The sequence below is a fragment of the Pandoraea sp. LA3 genome, assembly GCF_022696215.1.
Lineage (GTDB): Bacteria > Pseudomonadota > Gammaproteobacteria > Burkholderiales > Burkholderiaceae > Pandoraea > Pandoraea capi.
Genome location: NZ_PTPY01000031.1, coordinates 227128 through 241331 on the forward strand (window position 1 = coordinate 227128; position 14204 = coordinate 241331).

Below are 14204 nucleotides of genomic sequence, written 5' to 3' on the forward strand. Positions count from 1 at the left end.
AGACGCACGATGACACAAGCCAGACGCCACATTCACGTCAACGCGTTCAACATGAACTGCGTGGGACACATTCACCATGGACTGTGGACGCATCCGCGCGACCAGTCCACCCGCTACCACACGCTGGACTACTGGACGCACATCGCGAAGGTGCTGGAGCGCGGCTTTTTCGACGGCATCTTCATCGCCGACGTCGTCGGTTACTACGACGTCTATCAAGGCGGTGTGGACCTCACGTTGCGCGAAGGCATTCAGTTGCCGGTCAACAACCCGTGGCTGATCGTCTCCGCGATGGCCGCCGCCACACAGCACATCGGCTTCGGCCTCACGGCGATGGTCGGGGCGCACAATCCGTACACCTTCGCGCGCGATGTCTCCACGCTCGATCAACTCACCAACGGTCGCATCGGCTGGAATATCGTTACCGGCTATGTGGACAGCGGCGCACGGGGACTGGGACAGAACGGGCTGGCCGAACACGACAGCCGTTACGACCGCGCGGAAGACTTTCTCGAGCTCACGTACAAGCTCTGGGAAGGCAGTTGGGACGACGACGCCGTCGTAGCCGACAAGGCGCGACGCATTCACGTGCAGCCGGGCATGGTGCGTCCCGTGGTGCATGACGGGCCGTTCTATCGCGCCGACGCCATTCACATGAGTGCACCGTCGCCCCAACGCACCCCGGTGCTGTTTCAGGCCGGCACGTCGTCGCGCGGGCTGAGCTTCGCAGGCCGTCATGCCGAAGGCGTCTTCATCGGCGCCAATTCGCCGGAAGCTGCGCGTGCGGCCTCGCGCAAACTGCGTCAGGCCGCAGTCGACGCGGGACGCCGTCCGGACGACATCAAGATCTACGCGGGTATCGCCGTCGTACCGGGGCGCACCGAGGCCGAGGCGCGCGACAAATACGCCGACTATCTGGCGCACGCCAGCGCGGAGAGCGGTCTCGCCCACTTTGCGGCGAGCACCGGCGTGGACTTCGCGAAATTCGGTCTGGACGATCCGATCGAGTTCGGCAACGCCAACGCCATTCAGTCCGCCACGCAGGCCGCAAAGCAGCAGGGCTGGACCACGCGACGCAAGCTGCTGGAGCAGTTTGCGCTGGGCAGCCGGTATCACACCATCGTGGGCGACGCCGCGCAGGTCGCCGACGAACTGGAGCGCTGGATCGACGTCGGCGAGATCGACGGCTTCAACCTCACGCGCATCGTGGTGCCCGAGACATGGGAAGACTTCGCGGACATCGTCGTGCCGGAGTTGCAGCACCGCGGCCGCTACCGTACGCAATACGACTCGGAAACGCTGCGTCAGCGCCTGTTCGGTCGAGGCGATCGCCTGCCCGCGCACCACGCCGGCGCGAGCTTCCGCCATGCCCATGAACCCGCCTGATCTGCCCGCCCCGCCGGGCATCCCCTCTCCTTTGCATTCCTGTCATTCCTGCCATCGATGTCAGACCAATCCTTTTCCTTCCTGAGCGACGTCGCCACCGACGCCACGGCCGTCGCACAAACGCTGGCGAACCGCTTCGCCGAGACGGCCGTGGAACGCGACGCCGCCGGGGGCACCCCGAAGGCCGAGCGCGACGCACTGCGCGAGAGCGGGCTGCTCGCGCTGTCCATTCCGACGGACTACGGCGGTCAGGGCGCGCGCTGGACCGAGACGCTCGAGACCGTGCGCATTCTCGCCCGCTCCGACAGCGCCGTCGCCCACGTGTACGGCTTTCACCATCTGTTGCTCGCCACCGTTCAGTTGTTCTCGCAGCCTGCCCAGTGGGTGCCCTGGGTCGAGCAGACGGCGAAGGCCACGTGGTTCTGGGGCAACGCGCTCAATCCACTGGACGACCGCACCACCGTGCGCCGCGTCGACGACTGGTTCGAGTTCTCCGGGAAGAAGAGCTTCTGCTCGGGCGCGCTCGACTCCGAAATGCTGATCGCCTCCGGCAAGGACGAGGAAAGCGGCAAGCTGCTCATCGCCGCCATTCCCACCGCACGCGCCGGTATCACCATCAACAGCGATTGGAACTGCTTCGGACAGCGCCAGACAGACAGCGGCAGCGCCTTGTTCGAGCACGTGCGTGTCGAAGCGTCCGAGTTGCTGCTCGATCCGGGGCCGCTCAGCACGCCGCGCGCGGCGCTGCGTCCCTTGCTCGCTCAACTGGTGTTCGTCCACATGTTTCTCGGACTTGCCGAGGGCGCGCTGGCGCAGGCGAAGCATTACACGCTGCACGAGGCGCGCCCCTGGTTCCGGTCAGATGTCTCGCGCGCGAGCGACGACCCCTACACGCTCGCCCACTACGGCGAGTTTCACGTCGGACTCGAGAGCGTGCGATTGCTTGCCCGACAGGCCGCGGCACTGTTCGACGAGGCGTGGCAACGCGGCGAGGCGCTGGACGCCGGGTCGCGCGCACGCGTGGCGATCGCCGTGGCCACGGCCAAGGTAGCGGCGTCGCGGCACGGGCTCGATGTCGCCAGCCGCCTGTTCGAGACCACCGGGGCCCGCGCCACGCACGGTGCGCTCCGGCTGGACCGCTACTGGCGCAACCTGCGCGTGCAAACCCTGCACGATCCGGTGGACTACAAGCTCCAGGACATCGGCAACTGGGTGCTCAACGCCCGTGCGCCCTCACCGTCTTTCTATTCCTGAAGGGCCATGCCGATGGCAAACGTACCTGTCTGGCCTCACGTATCCCGTCCCGGCAAGCCCGGCGGCAGCGATAGCATCGATGGCGCCAACTGTGCCGCCGACTGGATCTTCGCCGATCCCCGTTCGCGGGAATTGCTCGCGGAGGTCGAACAGGTCGCGCCCAGCGAGGCGAGCATTCTGATCACCGGCGAGACGGGCACCGGCAAGGAGCTGATCGCGCGACGCATTCACAATCGCAGCCTGCGCCGCGACGGACCGTTCGTCGTCGTCAGTTGCGGGGCGTTCTCCGAGCCGCTGGTCGACGCCGAACTGTTCGGTCACGAGAACGGCGCGTTTGCCGGCGCGTTCGGCTCACAGCCCGGCTGGTTCGAGGAAGCCAACGGCGGCACGATCTTTCTCGACGAAATCAACGATCTGCCGCTAACGGTGCAGAACAAGCTGTTGCGCGTATTGCAGGAACGGGAGGTCGTGCGTCTGGGCGGACGCAAACCGATTCCCATCGACGTGCGCGTACTGGCTGCCGCCACCGTGGATCTCGAAGCGCTGGTGCACGAAAAGCGCTTTCGCAAGGATCTGTATTACCGCCTCAACGTCGTCAGCCTGAACGTGCTCACGCTCAAGGAACGGCCTGGCGACATCGTGCCGCTCGCGAACTTCTTCATCGACACCTACAGCAAGCGACTGGGCTACCGACGGCTGCCGCTCACGCCCGAGGCCGAGCAGGTACTGGTGAATGCGCCCTGGAACGGTAACGTGCGCGAACTCGAAAACGTCATCCAGCGCACCCTGCTGCGATGCGACCAGAGCGAGATCGACGCGGCCAGCCTGCGCCTGCCGCCGCCGATCCAGCGCCTGCCGTCCGGCGATGTCGGCAGTCCGCGCGAGGCCCCGCGCACCGTGCCGGTCGCTGACGAAGACAGCGCTGCCCTGCACCGCGCCATCCGCCGCCTGTGCGAATCGCGCAACGCCGATCTGCATCAGGTCGTCGAAGACGCCCTGCTGCGCGAGGCCTTCCGTTTTAGCAACTACAGCCAGAGCGAGACAGCCCGTCTGCTCGGCATCAGCCGCAACGTGGTGCGTGCCCGCCTGATTCGTCTGGGCGAAATCGGGCCGCCGCGCAGAACTTCCGGCGATGAACGCCACACCGGCGCACACGCCGCCACGACACTCGGAAATCACAATGAATCCTGACATCTTCTGGTTCCTGCCCACCTCGGGCGACACGCGTTATCTCGGCAAGTCCGACTTCGGACGCCCCGCCACCAACGCCTACATGCGCCAGATCGCGCAAACGTCCGAACAACTCGGGTTCGACGGCTTGCTGATCCCCACCGGCAGCTCCTGCCTCGACCCGTGGGTGACCGCAGCCAGCCTGATCCCGGTCACGCAGCGCATCAAGCTGCTCGTGGCGTTGCGCACGTCGCTGGGCAACCCCACAGCGTCGGCCCGTCAGGCCGCGACGCTGGATCAGGCGCTCGGCGAGGGCCGATTGCTGCTCAATGTCGTGCCGGGCGGCGACGCCACCGAACTGGCTGCCGACGGCGTGTTCTACGCGCACGACGAACGCTACGCGGCCGGCGACGAGTTCCTCACCATCTGGCGACGCCTGCTGCTCGGCGAGAAAGTCGACTTCGAAGGAGCGCATCTGAAAGTCTCCGGCGCGCAGAACTTCTTCGAGCCGGCCACGTTGCCGCATCCGCCGCTGTACTTCGGCGGGTCGTCGCCTGCCGCGCACGAACTGGCCGCCAAACACGTGGACGCCTACCTCAGTTGGGGAGAGCCGCCGCAAGCCGTGGCGGCCAAGATCGCCGACGTCAAGGCGCGCGCGGCGAAGCATGGCCGCACGCTGCGCTTCGGCGTACGTCTGCATGTCATCGTGCGCGAAACCAGTGAAGAAGCATGGGCGGACGCCGATCGCCTCATCAGCCATCTGACCGACGACGACATCGCTGCCGCCCAGCGCAATTACGCCGGAATGGATTCGGTAGGACAAGCGCGCATGGCATCGTTGCATGGCGGACGACGCGACAAGCTCGTGGTCGGCCCCAATCTGTGGGCGGGCGTCGGGCTCGTGCGCGGCGGCGCCGGCACCGCGCTGGTGGGCAACGCCGAGGAGGTGGCCGCGCGGCTCAAGGAGTACGTCGACATCGGCGTCGACACCTTCGTGCTTTCGGGCTACCCGCATCTGGAAGAAGCGATTCGCTTTGCCGAGCTGGTCTTCCCGTTGTTGCCGGGTAAAGCGCCGGTCACGCTACGCGATCGTACGCTCACCGGCGGGGCGTTCGACGTACGGGCCAGCCGCTGACGGCAAGGCGCGCCGCCCCTGTCACTTTATGACTTCGTAGATAGCTTGCCCTGATCCCGGACCGACTTTCCCAGACTGCTGAACTTCAACCCTCATGACCCATCCCACGAATGCCGTCACCGGCGGCCACACGTCACACCTGCAACGCGTAATCGACATGCGCTGCCGCCCCGCGTATCTGCACGATTTCTTCGGCAAGACGCCAGGCTCCCCCGGTGAAGCCACCGCACGCTGGCTCAATCGGCGAGTCGGCACGCGCGGCGACGACGCGCACTTCACGCGCTCGCGCACACCGGAAGGATTTCTGGAAGTGGTGAGAGACGCCGCGCACACGCACGGGCTCACGCACGCCGTGGTCGTTGGCCGACACACGCCGGGCCAGCATCTGCCGAACGACACCATTCACGACATCGTGCACGCGCACCCCGAACTGATCGGCATCGGCGCTGTCGATCCGGTGTTGCAGGGGGAAGCTGCGGCGCTCGCGGAAATCGAGCGCGTTGTCGGCGAACTGGGGCTTGCAGGCATCGACATCGAACCGGGATTCGGCGAGCCGGCGCGTCATCCGGACGATCCGGTCTACTTTCCCGTGTACGAACTGGCGCAGACGCTCGACGTGCCGGTCTTCCTGATGAGCGGTCCCACGACGCCGGATCTGCGCTTCAACGACCCGGCACCGCTCGCGCGCGTGGCGCAGGCCTTCCCGAAACTACGGATCGTGGCGTATCACGGCTACTGGCCGAACGTGCAACAGATGGTTGGCGTGGCCTTTCGCTACGACAACGTGTTCGTCGTGCCCGACATGTATCTTTTCCAGCCGGGCAGTCAGGCTTACGTGGACGCCGCCAACGGCTTTCTCGGCGACCAGTTGCTGTTCGGCTCGTCGTATCCCTTCCGTCCGATTGCGCAGAGCATCGACGATCTGCTCGCGCTCGGCTTGCGTGAGTCGGTGATCGACAAGGTGCTTTACGCGAACGCGGCGCAATTGCTGGGTGTGTGAAGGATTGTGAAGCCGTGGGGTGCGTAAGCGTGACGGCGGCTCCGCCAGCCCGTCACTGCACCGTCCGGCTATTCCGGCTATACCCCCTGAGCATCGGCACCATCTCCTCGTACACGGCGGGGTTCGCTGCCACGATTTCGCCCAGATGCAGGAAGGCGTCGCCGCCAGCGTAATCACTGACGCGGCCGCCCGCTTCCGTGATCAGCAGACTACCCGCCGCCATGTCCCACGCGTTCACGCCCTGCTCGAAGAAGCCGTCCAGACGCCCGGCGGCGACGTTCGCCAGATCCAGCGCACAAGCCCCCGGGCGACGCAGCCCCGCACACGCCCCGCTCATCTCCACGAACAACCGCGTGTAAGCCGCGACATCGTCCGTCTCTCGGAACGGAAAGCCCGTACCGATCAACCCATCGGCCAACTGCCCCCGTCTCCCAACGCGAATCGGTTGCTCGTTCAGAAATGCGCCGCCCCCGCGCGTCGCCGTGAACAGCTCGTTGCTGTTCGGGTCGTAGACCACCGCGTGCGTGACCACGCCGCGATACGCCAACGCAATCGATACACAGTAATACGGGAAGCCATGGATGAAGTTCGTCGTGCCGTCCAGCGGGTCGATGATCCACTGAAAGTCGGAATGCCCCTCCGCGCCCGCCGACCGCCCCGACTCCTCAGCCAGAATCGCGTGATCCGGATACGCCGCCCTCACCGTTTCAATGATCGCGGCCTCCGACGCCCGGTCCACCTCGGTGACGAAATCGTTGTGCTGCTTCTTGCTCACGGTGAGCCGATGACGTTCGGCCGACGCGCGATGGATGATCTGCGCAGCGCTGATAGCGGCGTTGACCGCAACATTAAGCATGGGGTGCATGGAACGAAATCCTGATGGCGCACGGCCGCACGGGCCGTCTGATAGACGAAATTACGTAAAACCGGAGAGCGCGACACCGCGTCACGACGTTCCCGGACTTGGAGCCTCACCACTCGCCGATACCTGGCACCAACGCGTCGCGCTACCCGCATCGCCAGTGTTGTCGGCGTTGCCAGTGTTGCCGGTGTTGCCATCCTCCCGCGCATCGCTCGCGCTAAGGGCATCGCAGACATCTCCGGCATTGCGCGCCACCAACGCCCGAACCAGCGACCAGTCCGCGTACTCGCAGAAGTCGATCATCATCGTGCCGCACGGCCCGAGATAACCTTCGAGACGCGCCGTCAACATGTCGTTGATCCCCCGTTGTTCGGGCCGCACGCCGCCGCACGCCACGCGCAAGGGATTCGCCCCCATGCCGGTGCCGCTGCAAAAATTGATCACCCAGCGGGTCTCCGCCATCGCTTCAGTGCGCGAGAGCAACGCGTCGATCTGACGGAACTTGTAATCGATGGCGGCCTCGATCGGCACACGATATTCGTCCTGAATCGAAAACGACGCCCCTGCCCGCCCGATATCGAATGTTGCGTTGTCCGGCCATTCGGTGAGATCGATGCCGAGCGGCGTCGCACTGGCGAAGCGGCGCAGCAGCACGATCGAGCCTCTGACATTTCCCAGACGCGGTATCGTGTCGCCCAGAAACCAACGAACGTGTTCCGCATAGCGCTCGACATACGACGCAAAGGTCTGCGCAAAGCTGCGCGTACAATGCCGGTCGCCGCACTCGTCCTTGACGGACATCACGATGCACTCGCCGGAATACCTCGCGAAAAACGCCGCACAGGTCGCCAGAACATCGTCGAACATCAGCCCCAACGGAATTCGCTGGTGATTGATGTGAAAGACGTCGTCTTCATGACGGCAGCGAATGTCGAGCACCCGGACGCCGCGCGCCAACTGCACGGCCAGACTCGCACCCTGCGTCTTCGCCAACGCGTCGTCGACGGTGTAGGCGCAAGTGTCGTGACTACCGGGCAACGTCAGACGATGCAGCGCAATGTCGTCGGGCAGCCGCGTCATCCAGCCGGCCGTTTCGTTGGGTGTGCTTGCTGTCGTCAAACCATGTTCTGCCATCGTCGTGAAGGGAGATTCGCGTGTTACGGTGATGTCTTGCCGGTTCGTCATCTTTTTGCCCTTTTCTTCGGGCACGCTGCGCGAAGCAAGCTTTGCGTCCCCTCACTCGCCACGCCATGCCGAAGAAACAAACGTCCTGGGTTACTGCCGCCGATGTCGCGCGCCGCGCCGGCGTATCGCGTTCTGCCGTATCGCGCGCCTTCTCGCCGACGGCCAGCATCGCGCCCGAGACACGGGAGCGCGTGATGGAAGCCGCGCGCACGCTCGGCTATCAGGTCAATCTGATCGCCCGCGAGATGATCATGCAGCGAAGCAGCATGATCGGCGTCGTCACCGCAGGATTTGAAAACCCGTTCCGCGCCAAACTCCTCGCACAGATCATTGCCGCCCTCGGGCGCCACAAGCTCACCCCCATCGTGGTGAACGCCGAGGATCCGGTGCAGATTCAGCAATCACTCGACATGCTCCTGAGCTACCGGATCGGCGGCATCATCATGACGTCCGCCTCGCCGCCACTCGGGCTCGCCCGTCAGTACCTCGAAGGCGAGATCCCCGTGGTGATGATCAACCGCGCGTCCAACCTGCCCGGTGCCGACGTCGCCGTCAGCGACAACGCCGCAGGCGCGACACTTGCGGCAAGCCTGCTGATCGACGCCGGTGCGACACGCCTGGCCTTCGTCGGCCCGACCAAACCCAGTTATAACGGCAAGGCTCGCTGCGCCGGCTTCCTGCGCGCCACGCGCCAGTTCGCCGCAGCCGAAGACGCCCTCGCGCACCCGGTCGAGACACACAGCACCCCGGCCGACACATACGAATGCGGTGTCGCCGCCGCGCACGCACTGCTGAGCCAGACCGCTCGTCCGGATGGCGTCTTCTGCTCGTCCGACCTGCTGGCGCTCGGCTTCATCGACACCGCGCGCCGTCATTACTCGATACGCGTGCCGGAAGACATTCGCGTCGTGGGCTTCGACGACATTCCCGCCGCGGGTTACGACAACTATCGGCTCACCACCATCGCGCAAGACACCTACGCGCTGGCGGACACCGCGACCGACCTGCTCATCGACCGGATGAACGCGTTCTCCGGCGCCTCCCGAACACGCGTCGTGCCGGTCACCCCCGTCGTGCGCGAGAGCTGCGGCTGAGCACCGTCCGGCCTGCGCATGCGCGCATGGATCACTGATCGATCACCTATCGATCACTTCAGTCCGCCCGAAAACCCGTGCAGCAGATAACGCTGCACGTATCCGGCAACGGCCAGCGTGGGGAGCGACGCGATCATGCCCACGCTCATCAGATCGCCCCAATCGATGCCGTTTTCCGTCACATAACCCGCGACCGCGAGAGGCAGCGTAAATCGGCTCGGCGACGAGACGAACAGCAGCGCCAGCAAGAACTCGTTCCACGCGGCGATCAGCACGAAAATCGCCGTCGCCACCAGCCCTGGCGCGCAAAGCGGCAACATGATGTGCACCAGTCGCTGGAACAGCCCGGCACCGTCGATGCAGGCCGCTTCGTCGTAGTCGACCGGGATCTCCCGCACGAACGAGAGCAACATCCAGATCGCCAACGGCAGCGTATAGACCTGATAGGCGAGCATCAGCCCGACTTCCGAATCGAGCAGATGCAGCGTCTTCGCGAGCGAAAACAGCGGCACCGCGACGGTGATTGGCGGCATCAGCTTGACCGCGAGCACCAGCATCAGGAACACCACATCGAGCCGCCCCGGAAAGCGCAAACGCACCAGCGCATAGGCCGCAGGGAACGCCAGCGTCAGCGATAGCAGCGTCGTGCCTGCGCTCACCAGCAGCGAATTGAGTACCTGACGACCGATGCCGCTCTCCCAGACCGTCTGGAAGTGCTGCAACGTCGGCGCGTGCGGCCACAGCGCGAGCGGATGGTCGAGACGCTCCAACGACGGCGTGAACGCCGCGCCCAGCATCCAGACACACGGCAGCAGCATGAGCGCCAGCGCGGCGATGCGCAGCGTCCAGAGCACGGTGCGTTGCCCGGTCCGACGCAATACCACCGAAGCCGCTGACGCTGACGCCGACGAAGCGAACACGCCAGATGTAGCGGCTGCGGACGTCACGGCAGCACCCGCAACCGGCGCATCACTGCGATTCATGACCTGACTCATCGCGCCCCCGGCTTACGGATCGACAACCACACGTTCACCGAGACCAGCCCGGCCGCCACTAACAGCATCAACACCGATGCCGCACTCGCCGGCCCCACGCTGAAGAATCGAAAACCGGTGTCGTAGACGTAGGTCGACAACGTCTGCGTCGCGTTGCCCGGACCACCGCCGGTCAGCGCATAGACCTTGTCGAACAGCTTGAACGTATCGATCGAGCGCAGCAGCAGCGCGAGCACGAACTGCGGCACGAGCAGCGGCAACGTGATGTCGCGCAGGCACTGCCACTCGCTCGCCCCATCGGTACGGGCCGCCTCGTAGAGTTCGGGATCGATGGACTGAATGCCCGCGAGAATGATGAGAAACGCCATGGGCGTCCATTGCCAGACGTCGACGAGAATGAGCGACCAGATCGCCAGTCCCGGATCGGACAACCACTGCACGCCCGGCAGGCCGAACTTCGCGAGCCCGGCATTCAGGAAGCCACCGAAGTTCAGCCAGTTTCGCCAGATCGCCGAGCACACCAGCGTCGAGAGCATCATCGGCAGAATCAGCAGCGGCATGGCGAAGCGCCGCCCGCGAAACGCCCGCGAGAACAGCAACGCCAGCGCACCGCCGAGCACCACTTCACACACCGACGCCACGACCGTGAAGTGCATCGTGTTGAAGAAGCTGGCCGAGAAGTTGTCGTCGGCGAGCACCGTGCGATAGTTCGCCAGCCCGGCGAACGCCCGACGCCCCGACGCGTAGTCGACGTTGAAAAACGAATCGACCAGCACTCGCAGCACCGGATACAGCGCCAGCACCCCAATGACGAGTAACGCCGGCCCTACGAGCCAGACTAACGGCAGCCAGCGACGCACAGCATTCATGGAATCGTCGAAGTCCGTATCGCGTCGTTAATTGGCCGCCGTGGCCGCAGCCGTGAGCACCGGCGCGATCTTCTGCGACGCCTGACGCAGCGCAGCGTCCGGCGTGAGCTGGCCCGTCAGCACGAGTTGCAGCGCATCGCCCAGCAGGCTCTCGATCTGCTCCCAGTTCTTCACACGCGGACGCGCACGCCCTGCCTCCAGCGCCTTGAGCTGATCCGGATACCAGCGGAACTGCTTCACGAGCGCGGCGTCTTCGAACACGCTCTTGCGGGTCGGCGGAATGCCCATCGCCGCCAGACGCGTTTGCGTCTCGCGCGATGTCAGATACGCCAGGAAGTCCTGCGCGAGTGCGGCGTGGCGGGCGTCCTTCGGGATCGCCATCTGCCAGATGCCGAGCATCGGCGCCGGCCCCTTCACCTGTCCCGGCGGCGCCTGCAAGGCGACTTCGCCCACCACGCGCGATTGCTTCGGGTCGTCGAGCGCCGGCACCCAGGCCGGCCAGACTTCGATGGCTTGCGCGGCAGCGCCCTTTTGCAGCGCATCGCGCACTTCGGCCGCGCCGTACACGGCGACGTCCTTCGGCGCGTAGGCCTTGAGCGAGACAAACATCTTCAACGCCGCGAGCGCCTGCGGCGAATCGATGACGGCGCGACCGTTGGCGTCGATCACGTCGCCGCCATACGCCCACAGGATGGGCAGGAAGCCCGTCACGACCGGATTGCCCTTCGTGCCACGGAACACGACGCCCGACACACCGGTGTCTGCCGCAGTGGTCTGCGCGATCTTGAGCACGTCGTCCCAATTGCGCGGGGCTTGCAGCTTGTATTTGGCAAGCAGATCGCGGCGATACGCGAACATCTCGACGTTACCGACCACCGGCAGTGCATACAGACTGCCGTTCGGCGCCCGGCCCAGCGCAACGGTCGAGGCGACCATGTCGGCGTCGACGAGCGTGGCGGGCAGCGGCTTGAGCCAGCCGTTCGCCATGAATTCCGGCGCCCAGGTGTCGTCCATCATCACCAGATCGTAAGCGCCGGTGGCCTCGCGCATCGACAGCTTGAGCTTTTGATAAAGGTTGGCATTCGGCAGCTTCAGCAGTTCGATGTCGGCATCGGGATGCTGCTTCCTGAAGCCCGCGACGGCCTCGGTAAGGCCTTTGCCATAGATGTCGTCGCGACCGGCGATCACGAGATCGGCCGCGCCGGCGCTCGTCGCCACGGTGAACAGGCTGACGGTAGCGGCGACGGCAAGGGACACAGCGCGCAGACGGGTGAACAGTTTCATGCGATCTCTCACGGGCTCTAACGGCGATTACGGAACCAGCGACTCTGTCGAACATCGATTGCACACGTGTGCAAACTCGACACAGAAAAAAGCCACTGGCATGGCACGACCGTCATTCTGGCGAGGGATCGTTAAAGAATTGTGGCAAGCGACATCGCGACCGTGCAAAAGAAAAATGGGCGCTTCGCAGCGCCCATTCTCAAGTCATCGGTCAACATCGCATGGCGATGCGTCACGCATCCGGGCGCGAGCCCTTCACCGTTGCGGCCGCATGTCCTGCCGCATCGCCATGGCGACGCCCCGCCATCTCGCTGCTGCCCGGGTCACCCGCCGGCAGACGATGATTCTCGATGTCCTGCACGACCTGAATGGCCGTGGCGTCGATGCCGTCGGTGAGCGGTTTCGGATCGAGGCCGATGCCGAGCACCATCACAGCCATAGCACCCAGCAGGGCAAATTCACGGCGGCTCAGATCCTTGAGCGACGCGACGCGCTCATTGCCCACGCGACCGAAGATCACGCGCTTGTACATCCACAAGGTGTAAGCCGCGCTCAGCACCAGCGTGAGCGACGCCAGCGCACCGATCCAGAAGTTGGCCTTGATCGCGCCCATCAGCACGAGAAACTCGCCGACGAAACCCGACGTGCCCGGCATGCCGACGTTCGCCATCGAGAACAGCATCGCGAACGTCGCAAAACGCGGCATCGTGCTCGCCACACCGCCATAGCCGTCGATCGAAGCACTGCCGGTGCGGTCGTACAACATACCCGTGCACAACAGCATGGCGCCCGAGACGATGCCGTACGAAATCATCTGCATCACCGCGCCGTCGGTGCCCATCTCCGAAAAGAGGAACAAGCCGAGCGTGACCAGCCCCATGTGCGCCACCGCCGAGTACGCCAGCAGCTTGCGCAGATCCGTTTGCACCAGCGCCACCAGACTCGCGTAGATCACCGCGACGAGCGACAGCACGACCATCAGCGGCGCGAGGAAGTGACTGGCGTCCGGCAGCAGCGGGAGGTTGAAGCGCAGCAAACCGTAGCCGCCCAGCTTCAGCATGCCGAGCATGACAGCCGCGCCCGTCGGCCCGTCGAGGTGCACTTCCGGCAGCCACGTATGCACGGGCCACATCGGCACCTTGACGGAAAACGCCGCGAGAAAGCCGATGAAGAGCATGACCTGCACCGCGAGCGGCAGGTGCAGCGTCTGCCAGCGGGCCATGTCGAAGCTCTGCGTCTGCATGTACAGATAGAGCATCGAGACCAGCATCATCAGCGAGCCGGTCAGCGAGAAGAAGAAGAACTTCACCGCCGCGCGCGTGCGGTTTGCCCGGCCGTACACGCCGATGAGCAGATATAGCGGCAGCAACGTCGCTTCGAAGAACACGAAGAACAGCATGCCGTCCTGCGCGGAGAACACGCCCTGCATCAACCCCGAGAGGACGAGGAAGCTACCGAAGTACGCGCTCATGCGCGTGGTCACAGCGCGCCACGACGCCAGCACCACGATGATCGTGGTCACCCCGGTGAGCGCCACGAGCCACAGCGAAATGCCATCAATGCCCACGTGCCACGAGGCGTCGAACGAATCGATCCAGCGAAAACGCTCGACGAATTGCAGACTGGAGACATGGGTCTGAAACCCGCGCACGAGCGGCACGAGCGGTGCCGCCGAAATCACCGCGGCGCCAAGCGATGCCCAGCGCACGGCATTGGGGTAGCGATCGCGGCCGAGCAGCATGACGAGTGCGCCAGCCACGATAGGAAGCCAGATCAGGAGGGACAGGATGGGAAACATTGGGGGTCCTGGTGTGCCGCAACAAAAATCGAGCGCAAATGCGCAACGTCGACGCGGCCAGGGACGAACCTACCCCGCGCGTGTCACATAGCGTGAAACGCGAAAATCAAGGCAAGACAATGCCTGCGGGAGGGGACGCCGGGCGCGGTGGCGTCAACGAAGGTGGCAAGCA

The 14204-nt window shown here is 64.9% G+C and carries 12 protein-coding genes; 6 read left to right on the forward strand and 6 right to left on the reverse strand.

Annotated elements, in window-relative coordinates; translation table 11 throughout:
- The first annotated feature begins 9 nt into the window (after positions 1-9).
- From C5N93_RS13160 to C5N93_RS13180, 5 genes are all read left to right on the forward strand, one after another.
- A complete protein-coding gene (locus C5N93_RS13160; protein WP_242559595.1) occupies positions 10-1386 on the forward strand; it encodes an LLM class flavin-dependent oxidoreductase in 1377 nt (458 codons plus the stop codon).
- A 57-nt stretch (positions 1387-1443) separates the two neighbouring features.
- The gene (locus C5N93_RS13165; protein ID WP_242559596.1) at positions 1444-2640 is read left to right on the forward strand and encodes an acyl-CoA dehydrogenase family protein; all 1197 of its coding nucleotides are present in this window, start codon (positions 1444-1446) and stop codon (positions 2638-2640) included.
- A 12-nt stretch (positions 2641-2652) separates the two neighbouring features.
- Positions 2653-3831 (forward strand): sigma-54 dependent transcriptional regulator, encoded by a 1179-nt coding sequence (locus C5N93_RS13170; protein WP_277990296.1) that lies wholly within the window; start codon positions 2653-2655, stop codon positions 3829-3831.
- Positions 3821-4945 (forward strand): FMNH2-dependent alkanesulfonate monooxygenase, encoded by a 1125-nt coding sequence (ssuD, locus tag C5N93_RS13175; RefSeq protein ID WP_242559597.1) that lies wholly within the window; start codon positions 3821-3823, stop codon positions 4943-4945. Before C5N93_RS13170 ends, ssuD begins: the two co-directional genes overlap by 11 nt.
- Positions 4946-5039: 94 nt before the next feature.
- Complete coding sequence (locus tag C5N93_RS13180) at positions 5040-5945, forward strand: amidohydrolase family protein (protein WP_242559598.1); 906 nt, start codon at positions 5040-5042, stop codon at positions 5943-5945.
- Positions 5946-5997: 52 nt separating this feature from the next.
- Here C5N93_RS13180 and C5N93_RS13185 read toward each other — a convergent pair whose 3' ends face one another.
- Both C5N93_RS13185 and C5N93_RS13190 read right to left on the reverse strand, forming a co-directional pair.
- Entirely contained in the window at positions 5998-6810 is an 813-nt protein-coding gene (locus C5N93_RS13185; RefSeq protein ID WP_242559599.1) for an inositol monophosphatase family protein, read from the reverse strand.
- Between the two features lie 81 nt (positions 6811-6891).
- Positions 6892-7926 (reverse strand): phosphatidylinositol-specific phospholipase C, encoded by a 1035-nt coding sequence (locus C5N93_RS13190; protein WP_242559600.1) that lies wholly within the window; start codon positions 7924-7926, stop codon positions 6892-6894.
- A gap of 131 nt (positions 7927-8057) precedes the next feature.
- Between C5N93_RS13190 and C5N93_RS13195 the strand changes: the two genes are divergently transcribed.
- On the forward strand, positions 8058-9086 hold the full coding sequence (locus C5N93_RS13195) for a LacI family DNA-binding transcriptional regulator (protein ID WP_242559601.1): 1029 nt from the start codon (positions 8058-8060) through the stop codon (positions 9084-9086).
- Positions 9087-9139: 53 nt separating this feature from the next.
- On the opposite strand, the gene C5N93_RS13200 is transcribed toward C5N93_RS13195, so the two are convergent.
- The 4 genes from C5N93_RS13200 to C5N93_RS13215 form a co-directional block, all read right to left on the reverse strand.
- On the reverse strand, positions 9140-10069 hold the full coding sequence (locus C5N93_RS13200) for a carbohydrate ABC transporter permease (protein WP_242559602.1): 930 nt from the start codon (positions 10067-10069) through the stop codon (positions 9140-9142).
- A gap of 8 nt (positions 10070-10077) precedes the next feature.
- A complete protein-coding gene (locus C5N93_RS13205; RefSeq protein ID WP_242559603.1) occupies positions 10078-10950 on the reverse strand; it encodes a sugar ABC transporter permease in 873 nt (290 codons plus the stop codon).
- A gap of 27 nt (positions 10951-10977) precedes the next feature.
- Positions 10978-12234: an ABC transporter substrate-binding protein gene (locus tag C5N93_RS13210; RefSeq protein WP_242559604.1), complete on the reverse strand. Its 1257-nt coding sequence runs from the start codon at positions 12232-12234 to the stop codon at positions 10978-10980.
- A 232-nt stretch (positions 12235-12466) separates the two neighbouring features.
- The gene (locus C5N93_RS13215) at positions 12467-14032 is read right to left on the reverse strand and encodes an NADH-quinone oxidoreductase subunit M (protein WP_242559605.1); all 1566 of its coding nucleotides are present in this window, start codon (positions 14030-14032) and stop codon (positions 12467-12469) included.
- Between the last annotated feature and the right edge of the window lie 172 nt (positions 14033-14204).